This is a genomic window from Streptomyces sp. NPDC059875 (genome assembly GCF_042731085.1).
Taxonomy (GTDB): Bacteria; Actinomycetota; Actinomycetes; order Streptomycetales; family Streptomycetaceae; genus Streptomyces.
Genome location: NZ_JBHWJZ010000032.1, coordinates 1 through 16,884, shown reverse-complemented (window position 1 = coordinate 16,884; position 16,884 = coordinate 1). Strand labels below are relative to the sequence as shown.

Annotated in this window: 15 protein-coding genes and 2 pseudogenes; 10 read left to right on the top strand and 7 right to left on the bottom strand. The window is 71.0% G+C overall.

Annotation, left to right across the window (positions count from 1 at the left end; all coding sequences use genetic code 11):
• Positions 1-177: 177 nt before the first annotated feature.
• Positions 178-543: pseudogene (locus tag ACFV9D_RS30725) on the bottom strand (STAS domain-containing protein); the annotation flags it as partial.
• Positions 544-765: 222 nt separating this feature from the next.
• On the opposite strand from ACFV9D_RS30725, the gene ACFV9D_RS30720 reads away from it, so the two are divergent.
• Positions 766-1,347 (top strand): sigma-70 family RNA polymerase sigma factor, encoded by a 582-nt coding sequence (locus tag ACFV9D_RS30720; RefSeq protein WP_385153389.1) that lies wholly within the window; start codon positions 766-768, stop codon positions 1,345-1,347.
• Positions 1,344-2,603, top strand: coding sequence for a zf-HC2 domain-containing protein (locus tag ACFV9D_RS30715; protein ID WP_385153386.1), 1,260 nt, complete (start codon positions 1,344-1,346; stop codon positions 2,601-2,603). Before ACFV9D_RS30720 ends, ACFV9D_RS30715 begins: the two co-directional genes overlap by 4 nt.
• Before the next feature lie 46 nt (positions 2,604-2,649).
• Here the strand turns inward: ACFV9D_RS30715 and purU are convergent, their stop codons facing one another.
• Positions 2,650-3,501, bottom strand: a complete 852-nt coding sequence (gene purU / locus ACFV9D_RS30710) for a formyltetrahydrofolate deformylase (RefSeq protein WP_385153383.1) — start codon at positions 3,499-3,501, stop codon at positions 2,650-2,652.
• A gap of 46 nt (positions 3,502-3,547) precedes the next feature.
• The gene (locus tag ACFV9D_RS30705; RefSeq protein WP_385153534.1) at positions 3,548-3,994 is read right to left on the bottom strand and encodes a hypothetical protein; all 447 of its coding nucleotides are present in this window, start codon (positions 3,992-3,994) and stop codon (positions 3,548-3,550) included.
• 203 nt (positions 3,995-4,197) lie between these two features.
• Between ACFV9D_RS30705 and ACFV9D_RS30700 the strand changes: the two genes are divergently transcribed.
• Complete coding sequence (locus ACFV9D_RS30700) at positions 4,198-5,502, top strand: ABC transporter substrate-binding protein (RefSeq protein WP_385153380.1); 1,305 nt, start codon at positions 4,198-4,200, stop codon at positions 5,500-5,502.
• Between the two features lie 24 nt (positions 5,503-5,526).
• On the opposite strand, the gene ACFV9D_RS30695 is transcribed toward ACFV9D_RS30700, so the two are convergent.
• Entirely contained in the window at positions 5,527-7,101 is a 1,575-nt protein-coding gene (locus ACFV9D_RS30695; protein ID WP_385153377.1) for a hypothetical protein, read from the bottom strand.
• Between the two features lie 166 nt (positions 7,102-7,267).
• Positions 7,268-8,650 (bottom strand): transcriptional regulator, encoded by a 1,383-nt coding sequence (locus tag ACFV9D_RS30690; protein ID WP_385153375.1) that lies wholly within the window; start codon positions 8,648-8,650, stop codon positions 7,268-7,270.
• A gap of 272 nt (positions 8,651-8,922) precedes the next feature.
• Here ACFV9D_RS30690 and ACFV9D_RS30685 point away from each other — a divergent pair, with 272 nt between their 5' ends.
• The 5 genes from ACFV9D_RS30685 (at position 8,923) to ACFV9D_RS30665 (ending at position 13,049) form a co-directional block, all read left to right on the top strand.
• The gene (locus tag ACFV9D_RS30685; RefSeq protein ID WP_385153372.1) at positions 8,923-9,609 is read left to right on the top strand and encodes a bifunctional DNA primase/polymerase; all 687 of its coding nucleotides are present in this window, start codon (positions 8,923-8,925) and stop codon (positions 9,607-9,609) included.
• A gap of 69 nt (positions 9,610-9,678) precedes the next feature.
• Positions 9,679-10,521, top strand: a complete 843-nt coding sequence (locus ACFV9D_RS30680) for an ABC transporter ATP-binding protein (protein ID WP_385153369.1) — start codon at positions 9,679-9,681, stop codon at positions 10,519-10,521.
• Positions 10,518-12,134, top strand: a complete 1,617-nt coding sequence (locus tag ACFV9D_RS30675; RefSeq protein ID WP_385153366.1) for a transporter — start codon at positions 10,518-10,520, stop codon at positions 12,132-12,134. Before ACFV9D_RS30680 ends, ACFV9D_RS30675 begins: the two co-directional genes overlap by 4 nt.
• A 2-nt stretch (positions 12,135-12,136) precedes the next feature.
• The gene (locus ACFV9D_RS30670; RefSeq protein WP_385153363.1) at positions 12,137-12,280 is read left to right on the top strand and encodes a hypothetical protein; all 144 of its coding nucleotides are present in this window, start codon (positions 12,137-12,139) and stop codon (positions 12,278-12,280) included.
• A 325-nt stretch (positions 12,281-12,605) separates the two neighbouring features.
• The gene (locus tag ACFV9D_RS30665; RefSeq protein WP_385153360.1) at positions 12,606-13,049 is read left to right on the top strand and encodes an SSI family serine proteinase inhibitor; all 444 of its coding nucleotides are present in this window, start codon (positions 12,606-12,608) and stop codon (positions 13,047-13,049) included.
• A 99-nt stretch (positions 13,050-13,148) separates the two neighbouring features.
• Here the strand turns inward: ACFV9D_RS30665 and ACFV9D_RS30660 are convergent, their stop codons facing one another.
• The gene (locus ACFV9D_RS30660; RefSeq protein ID WP_385153358.1) at positions 13,149-13,787 is read right to left on the bottom strand and encodes a hypothetical protein; all 639 of its coding nucleotides are present in this window, start codon (positions 13,785-13,787) and stop codon (positions 13,149-13,151) included.
• Between the two features lie 415 nt (positions 13,788-14,202).
• Between ACFV9D_RS30660 and ACFV9D_RS30655 the strand changes: the two genes are divergently transcribed.
• Together ACFV9D_RS30655 and ACFV9D_RS30650 are read left to right on the top strand one after the other, a co-directional pair.
• Positions 14,203-15,303, top strand: coding sequence for an amidohydrolase family protein (locus ACFV9D_RS30655; protein ID WP_385153355.1), 1,101 nt, complete (start codon positions 14,203-14,205; stop codon positions 15,301-15,303).
• A gap of 256 nt (positions 15,304-15,559) precedes the next feature.
• Positions 15,560-16,759, top strand: a complete 1,200-nt coding sequence (locus ACFV9D_RS30650; protein WP_385153352.1) for a hypothetical protein — start codon at positions 15,560-15,562, stop codon at positions 16,757-16,759.
• A 44-nt stretch (positions 16,760-16,803) separates the two neighbouring features.
• Here ACFV9D_RS30650 and ACFV9D_RS30645 read toward each other — a convergent pair.
• Positions 16,804-16,884, bottom strand: a pseudogene (locus ACFV9D_RS30645) (DUF1772 domain-containing protein); the annotation flags it as partial.

Below are 16,884 nucleotides of genomic sequence, written 5' to 3'. Positions count from 1 at the left end.
GAGGGTACGACGAGGAGGGGCGCCGTGCCGAGAGGGGCGGCCCGCCCGAGAGCCGTGCCGTGGGCGACGGCCGGGCCTGGCGGGCGGCTATGCCGAGAGGGGGCGTGGCGTGTCCTGCCGCGAACGGAACGGCTGGGCGGGCACGGACGCGGTCTGTCCGACCAGCGAGTCCACGGGGAGGGGCCGCGCCCGCTCGTCGACCGCGTCGGTGGCGTCCGCGTACACCTCGAAGAGCCGGCGGACGCCGAGCGCGGCCAGGACGCGGTTGACGTGCGAGCCCTCCAGCGCGCCGCGCGCGGGCAGCACGATCCGCAGCCGCCCGCCGCAGGAGCGCATCAGCCGGCGCGCGGCGATCAGCACGCCCACGCCGCTGGAGTCGCAGAACAGCACGCCCGACAGGTCGAGGACCACGTCGTGTCGGCCGCCCGCGACGGCGTCGTGGACGCGTCTGCGGACCAGGGGCGAGGTCACCAGGTCCAGTTCGCCCTGGATGCGCAGCACGGTCCAGGGATCCCGCTCGTCTTCCTCGACATGGAGCGTCACGACTAGCGCCCTTCAAAACGGAGGCAGTGCTTCCTGTCCCCTCCCGCTGCCCCGCCACGGCGGAACGAAACACCCCGGATGAAAGGTGACGCTTTCTCTACCATCCCCGGCCCCCTCCAGGGCGTACTTGTCACAAAGGGGAGTGCGCTGTCGGTGCGGCGCATTACTTTGGACAGTGAACTCGGGTCGGGAGGGCCGCCGAAGAGCTCCGGAGGGCTTCGTATGGCGAAGGACACACCACCGCGCTGGGACCGCAGGATGCAGCAGCGGCTGGCGCGCGGTGAGGCCGCGGCGCTCGGCGAGCTCTACGACCGCTTCGCCTCTCTGGTGCACAGCCTCGCCCACCGGGTGCTCGACGACGACGCGGCCGCCGACCAGGTCACCCGCGAGGTCTTCGGCTACATCTGGGAGAACCCCGACGCCTACGACCCCAAGCAGGGCAACATGCGCTCGTGGGTCGCCAAGCTGACCCAGCGGCAGGCCGTGCACCGGCTGCGGCAGACGGAGGCGACGGCGTACGCGGAGACCGGCGAGGGCTCGGCGGAGGAGCTGGAGCAGAAGGTGCGCCGGGCCTCGGTCGCGGCCCGCGCCGACTACATCGTCACGTCGATGCCGGCGCCGCTGCGGGCCGCGCTCGAGCTGGCGTATTTCCAGCGGCGGGACTACCGCCAGACCGCCGCGGACCTGGGTGTGACGGAGGACGAGGCGCGGCGCCGGCTGCGGCTCGGCCTGCAGCTGCTGTCGACCGCGAACACCCGCCCGCTGGAGGGGACCTCACCGCCCGGCTACGGACGCACGCTGTGAACGGGGCGAACGGCGACTCGGACGGGGTCGCGCGCGCTCCGTGGATACCGGGACCGCGGTCGGCCGCGGACGACCACGCGGACCTGACGGGACCCCCTGCCGTGAACACCCCCGAGCCCGTCGAGGAAGCCCCTCCGCCGCCACCCCCGCCGCCTCCTCCGACGCACGCCGTCCTCAAGTCCCTCCTCGGGGCGTGGGCGCTGTCCGCGTGCTCGGCGGAGGAGACCCAGGCGGTCGAGGAGCACCTCACCGTGTGCGCGCCGTGCGCGGACGAGGCGCTGCGACTGCGGGACGCGGTCGGGCTGCTGCACTCGGAGCGGGACCTGGACCTCGATCCGCTGCTGCGCTCCCGGGTCCTGGAGAACTGCCTGGGCCGGCGCCCCGCCCGTATCCCCGTGCCCACCTGGGCGACTCCGTACGACGCGGAGACGGCCCGGCTCGACGCGCTGCTGCGGGACATCGGCGAGTCGGAGTGGCACGCGCCGGTGCGCCTGAAGTGGTTCGAGGGCGAGCGGCCGGTGAGCCGCAAGACGACGGTGGCCGGGGTGATCGGGCACCTGCTGACGGTGGACGGCCTGGTGTCGACGGCGCTCGGCCTGGACGATCCGCTGGGGCCGGCGGTCACGGCGGTGTCGCCGGCGGAGCGGACGGAGGCGTACTGGCAGGGCTCGTACCATCCGCCGACGCGCGGGGTGCGCGAGCCGTGGCGCGAGCAGAGCCACACGCTGATCCGCACGGTCTCGTTCGCGGGGCGGGGAGTCGCGGACCTGACGGTGACGTACGGCGACTTCGCGCTGCCGATGCGGGACTCGCTGCTCGAGCGGGCCTTCGAGTGCTGGGTGCACGCGGACGACATCGCGAACGCGGTGGCGTATCCGTACGATCCGCCGAGCGGGGCGCATCTGCACGGCATGATCGATCTGGCGGCCCGGCTGCTTCCGGCGGCGCTCGCCGACCGCCGTCGCTCCGGTCTTGCGGCCCCGTCGCGCCATCTGGTCGAGGCGGGCGCCCCGGGCCGCTCGCTCCACCTGGAGGTCGAGGGCTCGGGCGGCGGCCACTGGTACATCGCCCTGGACTCCCCGGCGGCCGTCGGCTCCCCGGACCACGCGGTGGCCCAGGTGGCGATGGACGGCGTCGAGTTCTGCCAGCTCGTGGCGGGTCACGTCCCGCCCGAGGAGGCCGCGGCGGGCCAGGACGGCGACCGCGAGGCGATCAGGGACGTCCTCTTCGCGGCGGCGTCCCTGAGCCGGCTGTAGGAGACCCGGCCGTGAGGGGCGTTACGCGAAGACGGCCGTGCGTGCGTTACGCGAAGACGACCGTGCGGCGGCCGTTGAGCAGGATCCTGCGCTCGGCGTGCCACTTCACCGCGCGGGCCAGGGCCTGGCACTCCACGTCGCGGCCGACCGCCACGAGCTGGTCCGGGGTGACCTCGTGGCCCACCCGCTCGACCTCCTGCTCGATGATCGGGCCCTCGTCGAGGTCCGCCGTCACGTAGTGGGCCGTCGCGCCGATCAGCTTCACGCCGCGGGCGTGCGCCTGGTGGTAGGGCTTGGCGCCCTTGAAGCTCGGCAGGAAGGAGTGGTGGATGTTGATGATCCGGCCCGACAGCTGCTTGCACAGGTCGTCGGAGAGCACCTGCATGTAGCGGGCGAGGACGACCAGCTCGACGTTCTCGGCGCGGACGAGTTCCAGAAGCTCGGCCTCGGCCTCCGGCTTGTTGTCCTTGGTGACCGGGATGTGCCGGAACGGGATGTCGTAGGAGCCCACCAGCTCCGCGAAGTCCGTGTGGTTGGAGACGACCGCGACGATCTCGACCGGCAGCGCCCCGATCCGCGAACGGAACAGCAGATCGTTCAGGCAGTGCCCGAACTTCGACACCATGAGCACGACCCGCATGCGCTCGTCGGCCCGGTTGATGTGCCAGTCCATCGCGAACGAGTCGCCCACCGCCGCGAAGCTCGCGCGGAGCTTCTCCACGGTCACCGGAGCCTCGGCCGAGAAGTGCACCCGCATGAAGAACAGGCCCGTGTCCCGGTCCTTGAACTGCTGGCTGTCCTCGATGTTGCATCCCGTGATGAAGAGATAGCTCGACACGGCGTGCACGATGCCCTGTTTGTCCGGGCAGGAAAGCGTGAGGACGTACTGGTCGGTCATCCCCGTAGGGTGCCACACCCCGCCGGAAGGGCAGGGCCGGCGTCCGTCAGGCGGACCCCGTCATGATACGGAGCACGTCCAGGGAGCGCGGGGGCGTGTCCGGGTCCTCGCCGTCCGCGGAGGCCATCCGTACGTGTGCCTCGCGGGCGGCCCGCACGGCCTCCGGCCACCCATGGTGCTCCATGTACGCGGAGAACGGCGCGTCGGGCCCCACCTGGTGCATGATCCGCAGCACCCGCAGCACGGCCACGTCCACCAGCGCGGCCTCGCCGGAGTCGCGGAAGATCGTTCCGACGTACTTCTCGGCGGACCAGTTGTCCAGCCAGGTGTCCTCGACCAGGCGGTAGACGGCGTCGGTGACGTCGCCGTACCCCTCCTGGCCGGTCAGCCAGGTCGTCTCGTGGAACCCGGGATCGGAAAGCATGTGCAGCGCCGAGCGCACGTTGCTGCGCCAGCGCCACCACGGCAAGTCGTTGAGCGGCATGCCGCCCATGGTGGAGGAGCGACGGCCGCGACGGGAAGAGTTCACCGAACTGGAGACTGGACTGGACACCGTTCGATCGTACGTTCCCCTTCAAGATCGGTGGACCGGCCCCCTCCCCGGCTGTATACGACCCCCGCAATTCACCTTCACGTCACTCCGCGTTGAACTACCCACATTTCTGCGTTACCCGTGAGGCGGAATTGTGCATGCCCATGACCGGTAGGCGACGCACGACCTCACTCCTCGCGTATGTCACGACGGCGGCGGCCTGTGCGTCGCTGCTCACCGGCTGTGGCGTGCTCCCTGGGACCACGGGGGGATCCAGGGAGCCCGTCACGGTGATGACCTGGGCTCCCGACGGCACCCGCGCCACCAACCAGCCCGGCATGCCCGCCATGGCCCAGGCCTACGCCCGCTGGGCCAACGCCAACGGCGGCATCGACGGCCACGAGCTGCGCATCCTCACCTGCAACGAGCAGAACACCTCCGCCGGCGCCGCGGCCTGTGCGCGCCGGGCCGTCCAGGAGAAGGTCGTCGCCGTCGTCGGCTCGTACAGCCAGAACGGGCGGGCCTTCATGGCCCCGCTGGAGGCCGCGGGAATCCCGTACATCGGCGGCTACGGCATCTCCGAGGACGAGTTCACCAGCCCGCTCTCCTACCCCGTGAACGGCGGTCAGGCCTCCCTCATGGCCGGCCACGGGATGCAGCTGGCCGAGTCCTGCCGCAAGGTCTCCCTCGTCCGGCCCGACACCCTCGCCGGCGACAAGCTGCCCGACCTCCTCAACTCCGGTCTGCGCAAGAGCAGCCACAGCGGCGCCACCGACATCCCGGCCCTCGAGGACGCCGCCGAGTACACGCAGCAGGCCGAGCGGGCCCGCACCAAGGCCGGGCGCGAGGACGGCTGCGTCGCGGCCGTCCTCGGCGAGCGCACCCAGACGTTCTTCGACTCCTTCCGGCGCCTGCCCGAGAGCGGCGAGGCGGACGGCGGGAACGACGACGGCGGCGGCGAGGACGGGAAGACCGGCGACTCGGTGCGGATCTCCTCCGTCCTCGGCAGCGTCAGCCAGCCCGTCATCGACCGGACGGGCGGCGCGCACAGCCCCTTCGAGGGCGCGTACGTCACCGGCTGGTACCCGGAGGCGAACGACGCGCGCTGGGCTCCGATGCGCAAGGTGATCAAGGAGCACGCGTTCGCGGACAACCGCGTCGACCCGACCGACGCGGGCGTCCAGACCACCTGGATCGCGTACACCGCCCTGCGGAAGGTGATCGAGTCGCTCGACAGCGACACGATCACGGCGGGGGCCCTCTCGCACGCCCTCGACCGCGGTGTCCGGATCGACACCGGCGGCCTCACGCCCGAACTGCGCTGGCGCTACGAGGACATGCTCGGCGCCCCCCGCTTCCCCCGGATCGTCAACCACGAGGTGACGTTCCAAGTGGTGCGCAAGGGGCAGCTCGTGGCGCAGAAGTCCGGCTTCGTCGACGTCGGCGACACCGTGCTCGGCGCCCCGTAGCCGCGCCCGCCACGGAGCCCCCTCCTACAGCTGGTGGGGCTCCCGCTTCGTCAACGAGTACTTCTGGGCGGTCGGGTTCCACAGCCCGGCCGCCTCGCGCTTGGCGATCGTGGCCTCGCCGCTCTTCTTGTTCGCCTCGACCGTCTGGTTGGTGCTGCGGGCCTTGCCGCCCTTGCACGCCTTCTTGGCCTTCATCTGGTCGGCCCAGGCGGCGTAGTGGTCGTCGGCGGCGGCGGATGCCTGCCACGCCTTGGTGAGGGCGGCGGTGAGGGCGGCGTTGGACGGCACCTTGTCGACCTGCAGCGCCTGCAGCCGGGTCACCAGGTCCCGGCGCTGCTGGGCGGCGCCGCGCAGATCGGTGGCGGCCTGGTCGAGGTTCTTGCACTGCTTGATGGCCTCGACCGAACGGATCACCGCGTCGCGGCTGTTGTTGCTGTCCGCGAGCAGCTTGTCGAGCTCCTTCGCCTGCGGCTCGGCGGGGTCGGCGGCCTTCTCGGTCGCGCCCGCGGACGGGGCTCCGGAGCTGGCGGCCACGTTCTGGCCGGGCTTCTTTCCCTTGTCCTCGTCCCCACCGCTGAGCAGCGCGCCCGCGCCGAGGCCGACGATCGCGCAGCCGACGACGACGGCGGCGATCAGGGCGACGGGCGACTTGCGGCGCGGCTCGGGCTCGTCGTCGTACCCGTCCTGGTACCCGTCCTGGCCATAGGCGCCCTGGAAGGGGGACTGCTGCGACGGCTGGTGGAACTGCTGCTGCGGCGGGGGCTGCGGGCTGTACTGCTGCTGCGCCCGGGGCGGCTGCGGCTGCGGAGGCTGCGGGAGGTGCTGCGTCGCGTCGCTGCGGAAGAGGTTGTCGAACTCGGCGGGCGGCTGCCGCTCACCGGGCATCTGCGACGGTACGGGAGCGATGTACTGGGTCGCGTCGGAGGCGCCGGCCGGCTGACCGGGCGTACCCGGCTGCTGGTGCAGCGGCCCGGTGCCGAGGAACTGCGTGTCCGACCCGCCCTGCGCCGCCGCGACCGGCGGGATGTGCTGGGTCGCCTGCATGTCGGCGACGCCCTGGCCGGGGCCGCCCTGCCCACCCGCGACCGGCGGAATGTGCTGGGTCGCCTGCATGTCTCCGGCGCCCTGCGCGGGCGCCTGAGGGTATCCGTAGCCACCCTGAGCGGAAGCCTGGGGCGGGTATCCGTAGCCACCCTGCGCGGGCGGCGGGAAGCCGTAGCCCCCCTGCGGCGGCAGCGGGTGCGCGCCCGGTATGTCCCCAGGTGTCCCGGGCATGGCGCCCGGCATGGGGCCCGGCAGCGGGCCCGGTCCGGCGGCCGGGGGCGCGCCCTGCGACGGGACCGGCGCGATGTACTGCGTCGCCTGCATGTCCGCGGCCCCGCCCGGCGCGGCCTCCGGCGGCAGCGGCTGGGCGGCCGGCGGCATGGGCTGCCCCTGCGGCGCCCCACCGGGGCCCCAGGCGCCGCCCCACGGCCGGCCGCCGGCCGGGCCTGCGGCCGGGCCGGTCTCCACGCCGCCCTCGGCGGGCAGCACGACACCTTCGTGCGTGGGCCGTACCGCCGGATACTGCGGCTCCGGACCCTGTCCGCTTTGCGTCACCGGGACTCCTACTGATGGACCTACGGAATCGTCGGTTCACGCTACCGGGTGCGTCCAGGGCCGCGCACACACGTGTGAGACCGGTAACAGAACCACAGCAACCCCACACGCAACTACCGCACCACAGAGGCCGATCGACCCACCCGGTGACCGTGGTCACACGGCATCAGGCCGCGAGCAGCTCCACCCGCGCCCCGAACTCCCGCACCGCCGCCTCCCCCGCGTACGGCTCCAGTCGCTCCTTGAGATCGTCCAGATACTCCGCCCCGCGCGACGACCGCAGCGTGGCCAGGAGCTCCAGCGCCTGCGTACCCGTGGCGCAGGCCTGCTCCACCTCGCGCCGCTGCACCTGCGCCGACGCGAGCAGCACCAGACCGATCGCCCGGCGCCTGGCCCGCGTGGGCGGATGACCGCTCAGCGACTCCTCCGCCGCCCGGGCCGCCGCCTCCGACCGGCCCAGGTCCCGGTGGCAGTGGGCCAGTTCGTCCGCGAGATACGCGTGGTCGAAGTGCGCGATCCAGTCCGGGTCGTCCCCCGACTCCGGATCGGCCCGCTCGAGCGCCCCTCCGGCCCGGCCCGCGACCGCCTCGAAGGAGTGGGCGTCCCCGAGCAGCGCGTGGCCCCGCGCCTCCGCCGCGTAGAACATCGCCTCCGCCCGTGGCGTGACCCGCCCCCGCGCGCCCTCCTGCGCCGCCCGCGCCAGCTGGGCGATCTCCCGCGGGTTCCCGAGCTGAGCGGCCAGGTGACTCATCGAGGCCGCCAGCACATAGCCGCCGTACCCCCGGTCGCCCGCCGCCTGGGCGAGCCGCAGTGCCTGGATGTAGTACCGCTGGGCGAGCCCCGGCTGCCCGGTGTCCACCGCCATGTACCCGGCCAGCTCCGTGAGCCGCGCGACCGCCGCGAACAGCTCCCGGCCCACCGCCTCCCGGTACGAGCCCGACAGCATCCCCGCCACCACACTGTTCAGGTAGTGCACCACCACCGGCCGGACGTGCCCGCTGCCGAACCGCCGGTCGAGGTCGACCAACGCACGTGTCATCGCCCGGACCGCCTCCACGTCCGAGACCCCCACCCGCGACCCGGCCGAGCGGGCCACCTGCGCGTCCGCGCCCGTGATCAGCCAGTCCCGGCTCGGCTCCACCAGCGCGGAGGCCGCCACCGTCGAACCGGAGAGGAAGTCGCGGCGCCCGACGTCGCTGCGCCACAGCTCGCAGACCTGCTCGATCGCGCCGAGGACGGTCGGCGCGAACTGCAGCCCGACGCCGGAGGCCAGGTTCTTGCCGTTCGCCATGCCGATCTCGTCGATCGTGACCGTACGGCCCAGTTTGCGGCCCAGCGCCTCGGCGATGATCCCCGGCGCCCGGCCGCGCGGCTGCTGCCCGCGCAGCCAGCGCGCCACCGACGTCTTGTCGTAGCGCAGATCGAGGCCGCGCTCGGCCCCGACCATGTTCACCCTGCGGGCGAGGCCGGCGTTGGAACACGCGGCCTCCTGAATCAGCGCCTGCAGCCTTTCGTTCGGCTGACGGGCGACGAGTGGCCTGGCTGCCATCACTACAACTACCCCCTGAGGCCGGTGTGCGTTCGATGGAGAACTGATCACTGCCCGGCGAATATCCGGTCAATGCCGATGTGAACACGCGAAACCGGACGCATCACCCAGTCGTGCAGAACCCCGGGCGACACCCCCCGACTGTGGCTACCCACCCACCGCTTCCCGTCCTCCCGCGCGCCCCCACCCGTGCACCCATGCGCCCCGCATGCAGGATCGATGCTCCACACCGCTCTTCACCGCGCCCGTAACCCCAGGTGACGGCGGGAGTTGTGCTCACCGTGGAAGAGACCATCGGAGTCACGGAAGCCGCACACATCCCCAAGCAGCGAGGCGAGCTGCTGCTGGACTGCGCCGTGCGGTATGCGGAAGAGCGGCACTGGGACGTGTTCCCCGGGACCTGGCTGGAAGCCGTGGAGGGCAGGGAGCGCTGCTCCTGCGGCGTCGACAGCTGCGCCACCCCCGGCGCCCACCCGGCGAGGCCGGACTGGTCGACCCAGGCGACCGGCAGCGCCGTCGGGGCGCGGCGCATGTGGTCGAAGCAGCCCAAGGCGTCCATCCTGCTGCCGACCGGCCGCACCTTCGACGCGATCGACGTGCCCGAGTCGGCCGGCTTCCTGGCGCTGGCCCGGATGGAGCGCATGGAGCTCACGCTCGGCCCGGTGACCTGCACCCCCGACCGCCGGATGCTCTTCTTCGTCCTGCCGGGCGCCGCGACCAAGGTCCCCGACCTGGTCCGCAAGCTGGGCTGGGCCCCGGCCTCGATCGACCTGGTCACCCGGGGCGAGGGCCACTACGTCGCCGCGCCGCCGACCCGGGTCGGCGGGTCCGGGGCCGTGCAGTGGGCCCGGCGGCCCACCCCGGCGAACCGCTGGCTGCCGGACGCCGAGGAGTTGATCAGCCCTCTCGCGTACGCGTGCGGCCGGGAAGCGGCGGCGGCCAGGGCTCGTCGCCCCTGAGAGGCGCAGCTCAGGGCCCTTAGGGTGTGCTCGTACGAGTTACGGGGACAACCGAAGGGTTGACGGAACATGCCTGACCAGGCATTTGACGGAGTGTTCGAACAGGCGGGCAGCGCACCGGGATCGGGTGCGGTGCCCGCCGTTCGCGTCGAGGGGCTGTGGAAGCGCTTCGGCCAGCAGATCGCGGTGAACGGCATCGATCTGGTGCTGCCCGCGGGCAAGTTCATCGGTCTCGTCGGGCCCAACGGCGCCGGCAAGACCACGACGCTGTCGATGATCACCGGTCTGCTGCGGCCCGATCACGGGCGGATCCTGGTGGCCGGACACGACGTCTGGGCCGACCCGGAGTCGGTCGCCGAGGTCAAGGCCCGGATCGGGATCCTGCCCGAGGGACTGCGGCTCTTCGAGCGGCTCTCGGGCCGTGAACTCCTCGCGTACAGCGGGCGGCTGCGGGGGCTGCCCGGTGCCGAGGTGGACAAGCGGGCCGCCCAGCTGCTCGACGTCCTGGACCTGGCCGGCGCGCAGAACAAGCTGGTCGTGGACTACTCGACGGGTATGCGCAAGAAGATCGGGCTCGCGGCAGCACTGCTGCACAACCCGGAAGTCCTCTTCCTGGACGAGCCGTTCGAGGGCGTCGACCCGGTGTCCGCGCAGACCATCCGGGGCGTCCTGGAGCGGTACACCGGCTCCGGCGCGACCGTCGTCTTCTCCAGCCACGTGATGGAGCTGGTGGAGTCGCTGTGCGACTGGGTCGCGGTGATGGCCGCCGGGCAGATCCGGGCCCAGGGACCGCTGGCGGAAGTACGGGGCGAGGCGCCGTCGCTGCAGGCCGCGTTCCTGGAGCTGGTGGGCGCCAACGGGCGCGAGGCGGCCGGCGACTCCCTGGACTGGCTCGGAGGTTCGGCCCGATGACCACGGCCGCCGCCCCTGCTTCTCCTTCCCTGACATCGGTCTTCGTACGGCTCAAGCTGTCGCTGCTGCGCAACGGGCTGCGGCAGTCCGCCGGCCGGACCGCCGCGTACGTCACCTCCCTCGTGGTCACGGTCGTGTTCGCGGCGGCGATGGTGCTCGCCTTCGTGCTGATGCGGGGCAACGCGGACGCGGACTCGATCGTGGTGCTGCTGACGGCGCTGCTCGCCCTGTCGTGGACCGTGATGCCGTTGTTCGTACCGGGCGGGGACGAGACGCTCGACCCGTCCCGGCTCGTGATGCTGCCGCTGCGGCCCCGGCCGCTGGTGCGCGCCCTGCTCGTGGCCTCACTGGTGGGCATCGGCCCCCTGTTCACGCTGTGCACAGCGCTGGGCGCCTCGCTCGCCCTGGCGCACGGCGCGGCGGGCATGACGGCCGCGGCGATCGCCGTGCCGCTGGTGGTCGTGGTGTGCGTGGCGCTGTCGCGTGCGGTCGCCGCGGCCAACGTACGGCTGCTGACCTCGCGCAAGGGCCGTGACCTGGCCGTCCTGAGCGGTCTGGTGATCGCGGTCGGCATCCAGCTGGTCAACTTCGGTGCGCAGCGGCTCAGTCGGGCCGGGGGTCTCTCCTCGCTCGAACCCGCGGCGGCCGTCGCGAGCTGGCTGCCGCCCGCCTCGGCGATCGCGGCGGTGGACTCGGCGAGCAAGGGCGACTACGCGGTGGCGGCGGGCCGGCTGCTGCTGACCGTGGCGGCCCTGGTGGCGCTGGTGTACTGGTGGCAGCGGAGCCTGGTGAAGCTGATGACGACACCGGACGGCTCCACGATCGGCGCGGCGTCCGATGCGGGCCCGGACCGGGCCGGTACGGGATTCCTGGGACGGCTGCTGCCGGGCGGGCGTACGGGAACGGTGATGGAGCGCAGCCTGCGCTACATCTGGCGCGATCCGAAGACGAAGTCGGCGTGGATCACCTCGCTCGCGATGGGTGCCATCGTCCCGATGTTCAACGCGCTCCAGGGCGCGGGGTCGGTCTACTGGGCCTGCTTCGCCTCAGGAATGCTCGGCATGCTGATGTACAACCAGTTCGGACAGGACACCTCGGCGTTCTGGATGGTCGCTCAGACGATCTCGACGAAGGCGGACGCGTACGCCGAACTGCGGGCGCGGGCGCTGGCGCTGCTGCTGATCACCGTTCCGTTCACGGTGCTGGTGACGGCGGGTACGGCGGCGGTCGCCGGCAACTGGTCGGCACTGCCGGAGGCACTGGGCCTGGCCTTCGCGCTGCTCGGTTCGATGCTGGCGGTCGGCGCGCTGGCCTCGGCGATGTTCCCGTACTCGATCCCGCAGGACAGCGCGTACAAGAACGTCGCGCCGGGGCAGGGCGGCCTGGCCTGGATCTCGATCTTCGGCGGCATGCTCGTGGCGGCGCTGCTGTCCGCCCCGGTGATCGGCGCGACGGTCTACCTCCACCTCGCGGACAAGGAGTCGCTGCTCTGGCTCCTGTTCCCGGTCGGCACGCTCTACGGCGCGCTGATCACCTGGGGCGGCCTGAAGCTGGCGGCGCCGAGGACGGCGGGGCGGCTGCCGGAGATCCTGGCGGCGGTGAGCAAGGGGTAGCGGTGAGCCGTAGCGGTGAGAGCGGCGAGTGGGCGATCTTCCGGGGGCAGTTCGGCTCGACCGCCCAGCCGGTGAAGATCGCCGACGTGCCCGAGCCCATCGACGGCTCGGACGACCACGAGATCACCCTGCCGAGGTGGAGCTGACGGACGCCTTCCGACCGGGGGCCCTGAGCGGGGCCTTCCGGTCGAACAGCGCCGTCGATGAGTGCTCCGGAATCGAACCAATTCCGGGTCCTCGCAGGTCAAGGGCTTGTTCGAGCTTGGACCACTCACGCGATTCCACAGGACGGGCGACCCTCGGCGGGGCCGCACACCCGCCCCCAGCTGCCCGAACGACCGGTCGGCCGGGGCGCGACGGGGCCCACGGGGCGGGTGCGGCCGGAAAGCGGCGACCGATGTGCGATCACCCTCCGCATCGGCGAGACTCCGGCGCGCAGTCAGATCGCACCCGTCTCGAAGGGACACCCCCGTGCGTTACGTCCTCCGCAACACCGCTTTCACCACCGCTCTCGCCACCGGCCTCGCCCTCGTCGGCGTCGCGGCGACCCCCGACCTCGCCCAGGCCGAGCCCGCCGGCCTCTACCCGCCGTCGGCGCTCGTCCTCGCGGTCGGCAACGGCGAGGACGCGGCGACGGCGACGGTCGCCAGGGCGGTCACCCTGAGCTGCGCCCCCACGCCCAGCGGAACCCACCCGGCGCCGGAGTTGGCCTGCGCCGACCTGAGCTCGGTCGACGGCGACCTCGCCCAACTGACCGTGGCCTGGAGCAACAGCCCCTGTACCAAGATCTGGGACCCGGTCACGGTGACCGGCGACGGCGTGTGGGAGGGCAAGCGGATCAGCTGGTCGGCCACGTACGGCAACACGTGCGAGATGAACGTCGGCATGTCGAGGAGCTCGGTCTTCACGTTCTGACGGCCGGACCGCCCGCCCCCGACGGCCGCGATGCCCCCCTCGGGGGGCATCGCCGCGGATCGGGCCGGACCGCATGAGCCCGACTGGCTTCGGTCCTGATCAGGGCCAGTCATCGGTGACGGGATACATGTGGGCGTAGGGGTCGGGCTCGCCGGTGGAAGGATCCAGTCCGGCCCTGAGCCGTCGATGTTGCTCTCGCCAGCTGACGAAAGTGTCCGTCTGCTTCCAGAGCGACGCATCGCCGAGCGGGCAGGCGTCGAACTGGCCCAGCATCATGCGGGTGATGAACTGGACCATGCCGCAGTCGAACAAGGCCCAAGGTGACTCGCCCCACGAGTGGTGCCGTCGCCAGGCTATGACAGGCCACTTGTCCGGATCCGGGTCGTTCATGAGCCAAGCCATCTCGTTGGCGTTCATTCCACAGCCCCAGGGCAGGACGGCATCGGCACCTAGCGCCACATCCGGGAGACCTGCGTCCTCCTCCCAGAGCCCGCGCAGGCCGTCTGTCCTGCCTCCGATGTGACACCCTTCCCACCCGCGCACATCACTCGGGAGTGGCGGCAGGATGACGAGGTCTCCGATATCGCCCACGCCGTACGTGTCCAACAGAGCCTTGTAGTCACTCGGCAGCCCGGTGCCCAGCGCAACTTCGGCCGCAGCCCAGTCGATCCGCTCGCCGCCTGCGAAGTCCGCCGGCACGAGGTCGAGCAATACGGCCACGTCAGGATGAATGCCCATGGTGAAGCCCCTTGAGGTCAGTGGTCGGCAACCCTAAAGGTTGTCCCGTAACTGGTGTGGCTGCTGCGGCGTTGACTGGGCATGAGTGGGGTGATCGGCTGGCAGCGCGGTCCCGTCGTCCGGGACCGGCATCATCTGAATCGCCGGGCCGGCAGCAACGCACGCGGCAACGACACCGCGACCGCCACCTGCTGCTGATCACCCGGAACGGGGGCCGTCGGACGCGACGGCCCCCGACTTCGTACGTGAGCCGGCCGTGAAGGGATCCTGGCCTGGGATTTCGTGGCAGACGGTGGGCTGGACCGCGTCCGTCCGAGGGAACCGACCTCGAACAGGGCACGCCGTGGTGATCGTGGGCCCGCCGACGAGCCATCGTGGTGCGGCAAACCGATGGCGCTACGGATGGGGAACGCGGATGTCCGAATCGACCCGGGCCATGAGCCGGCGCAGTCTGCTCATCGCCGGCGGGGCGTTGGCGACCACCGTCGCTGCCACGGGCGAGTCCAGCGCTCTGGCCAGGGGGGAAGCGGTGCCGCGGGGCTCGGGGAGCGGCGATGACGCCGGCCGGGCAAGGATCGACGTCCACCACCATTTCACCGCTCCGGCATGGGTGGACTGGGCGGAGCGTGAGGGCCTGGTGCGGCGGCAGGAGCTGCTGTGGTGGGCGCGTTGGGATCTGGACTCCACCCTGGCGCTGATGGACCGGGTAGGAATCGCGACCGCGGTCCTCAACCCGACCATGCAGGACCGGTACCGCACCGCGGCACAGGCCAGGGAAGGTCTCACCGTCGTCTTCGAGGCGATGGCCGACCTGGTGGCCCTACACCCGGGCCGATTCGCCGTCCTCGCTCCTGCTGTCCTGGACCATCCCGAAGTGACCACGTGGGCTCTCCGCCGCGCCTTCGACGAGCTCGGTGCCGTCGGAGCCAGCGTGAAAGCCAACCACAACGGTGTCTACCTCGGTGATCCCTCGTACGACCGCTTCCTCGCCGAACTCGACGAGCGCGCCGCGGTCCTCTTCACGCATCCGCTCGACCTCCCGGGCGGAACACCCGGCGTGCCCACCGTCCCCGGAATTCCGAACTTCATGTGCGATTTCCTGCTGGACACCACGCGTGCTGCTGTGAACCTGATCCGTACCAGGACACTCGACCGCTACCCGCACCTGTCAGTCATCCTGCCGCACGCCGGAGGATTCCTCCCTCAGATCGCCACCCGCATGGAGGCCTTCGGCGGCTTCTGCACTCCACCCCTCGATGCTGCCCGTGTACGGGACTACCTCCACCGCTTCTACTACGACACGGCGGGCCCGTCGGCCCCCTCGGGCACTCTGGTGGCCACCGCCGGCGCCGACCGGATCCTCTTCGGCACCGACTGGCCGGCCGCCTCCGCAGACATCATCACCGACTTCACGGTGCCGGCCATCGAGACCGACCCCGTCTTCACCAACCGCCAACGACGCGGCATCAACCGCGACAACGCGCTCCGCCTGTTGCCCGCGCTGAGGCGCGCCTAAGGGCTGTTCCGCTGATCCACCAAGGATTACGGGACAGCCCTTAGTTGTGCGGGCTGACACCGTTGCTCTGGGCAGCGAGGCTGCCGGTCCGACAGCGTGATCACGAGTGCCCTCGTCGACGACGAGGAACTCGCCCGTTATGGACTGCCGACTTTCACCCGATCGGTGACCAATCCCCTCGGCGAGTAGCTTTTCCATTGCGCGAATTCTCGGGCGTGCTCTCAGTAGACTCCCGAGAGTTACTGGTGCGGCGCCGATGATTGGACACGAATTGACCGTCGAGGCTGGTGCGAAAACCGTACAGGTAGTTCCGCAGAAGTCGCGGCGGAGCATTCTTGGTCGACGTGTCATCTTGTCGTATCGAAGCGCCAGACCGGCACTCCTCTGCTACCTGGCATGCAAGGTCCTGGGTGTCTCCTGGATTGCCATGCAAGCAAGCGAGGGTGGCAAGCCTCTTGTCACATTGATGGGCTATGTGTGGGATGCGCAGTGGTACATGGGAATTGCGCAGAATGGCTACGGGCAGGCAGAGCTGATTCCCGGCTACGGCGGTGGCCCGGCCGGCCGATGGCAGGACCTCGCCTTCTTTCCGTTGTATCCGGCTGTCGTGCGAGCGGCCGGCGAACTGCTGCCGATGACGCTCGTCGGTACCGCACTGCTGATCACATGCGTGTCCTCCTGTGTCGCGGCATGGGGGATCCACGCCCTCGGAACAGTCCTGCACGGCAAGCGCGTCGGGCTGCTGCTCGTCATCCTCTGGGGTCTGCTGCCGCAGGCTTTCATCCAGTCCATGGCCTACCCGGAGGCAATGTTCACCGCGCTGTGCGCCTGGTCGCTGTACGCCCTGGTGACGCAGCGTCTGATCCCGGCGTCCCTTCTCGCCGTGGCTGCGGGTCTGACCCGCCCGTTGGGCATCGCCGTAGTAGCTGCTGTCGTCATTACGGCGCTGCTCGCTTCTCCGCGCGGGCGTCGAACGCTCTCCGCGATCCTCATCGCGCCGCTGGGGTTGCTCAGCTATTTCGTGTGGGCCGGAGTGTGTACCGGGCGACCGCTGGGCTACTTCGATGTCCAGCGCGACTGGAAGACGCACGTCGACTTCGGCGAGTCCGTGATCGCGGCCACAACCAGGGTGGCCGCCGGCCACGTGAGCGCGGTGGAGCAAACCTCCGTGCTCATCGTGATGGCAGGCCTCGTACTTCTGTGGGCCCTCCTGAGCTCGCGTCCGCCGGCGGCCGTAATCGTCTTCACCTTGGTCCTGGCAGCCGTAGCTTTCGGCGTGAGCGGCTTCATTCAAATCAAGCCCCGCTTTCTGCTGCCCGGGTTCACTCTGCTGCTGCCCGCGGCCACCGCTCTGGCCAAGGCCAAACCGATCACACTGGCTATGACGCTCGGCGTACTGGCGTTTATTTCTTTCACGTACGGGGCCTACTTCGTCACCTCCGGATATACGCCGTAGCGCAATTTCCGGGCGAGTACGGCCCGTAGTGTCGGTCCGCGGTGTCAGGTGAGGGCGGCGGCGAGCAGGGTGAAGGCGGCGATGATGACGGCGACGCGGATGTAGTGGAAGCGGTTCCAGCGGTT

Excerpts from the sequence above, each read along its gene's own strand:
- ACFV9D_RS30720 (WP_385153389.1), top strand. The coding sequence starts at position 766 with ATGGCGAAGGACACACCACCGCGCTGGGACCGCAGGATGCAGCAGCGG.
- purU (WP_385153383.1), bottom strand. The coding sequence starts at position 3,501 with ATGACCGACCAGTACGTCCTCACGCTTTCCTGCCCGGACAAACAGGGC.
- ACFV9D_RS30705 (WP_385153534.1), bottom strand. The coding sequence starts at position 3,994 with ATGGGCGGCATGCCGCTCAACGACTTGCCGTGGTGGCGCTGGCGCAGC.
- ACFV9D_RS30700 (WP_385153380.1), top strand. The coding sequence starts at position 4,198 with ATGACCGGTAGGCGACGCACGACCTCACTCCTCGCGTATGTCACGACG.
- ACFV9D_RS30690 (WP_385153375.1), bottom strand. The coding sequence starts at position 8,650 with ATGGCAGCCAGGCCACTCGTCGCCCGTCAGCCGAACGAAAGGCTGCAG.
- ACFV9D_RS30680 (WP_385153369.1), top strand. The coding sequence starts at position 9,679 with ATGCCTGACCAGGCATTTGACGGAGTGTTCGAACAGGCGGGCAGCGCA.
- ACFV9D_RS30675 (WP_385153366.1), top strand. The coding sequence starts at position 10,518 with ATGACCACGGCCGCCGCCCCTGCTTCTCCTTCCCTGACATCGGTCTTC.
- ACFV9D_RS30660 (WP_385153358.1), bottom strand. The coding sequence starts at position 13,787 with ATGGGCATTCATCCTGACGTGGCCGTATTGCTCGACCTCGTGCCGGCG.
- ACFV9D_RS30655 (WP_385153355.1), top strand. The coding sequence starts at position 14,203 with ATGTCCGAATCGACCCGGGCCATGAGCCGGCGCAGTCTGCTCATCGCC.
- ACFV9D_RS30650 (WP_385153352.1), top strand. The coding sequence starts at position 15,560 with ATGATTGGACACGAATTGACCGTCGAGGCTGGTGCGAAAACCGTACAG.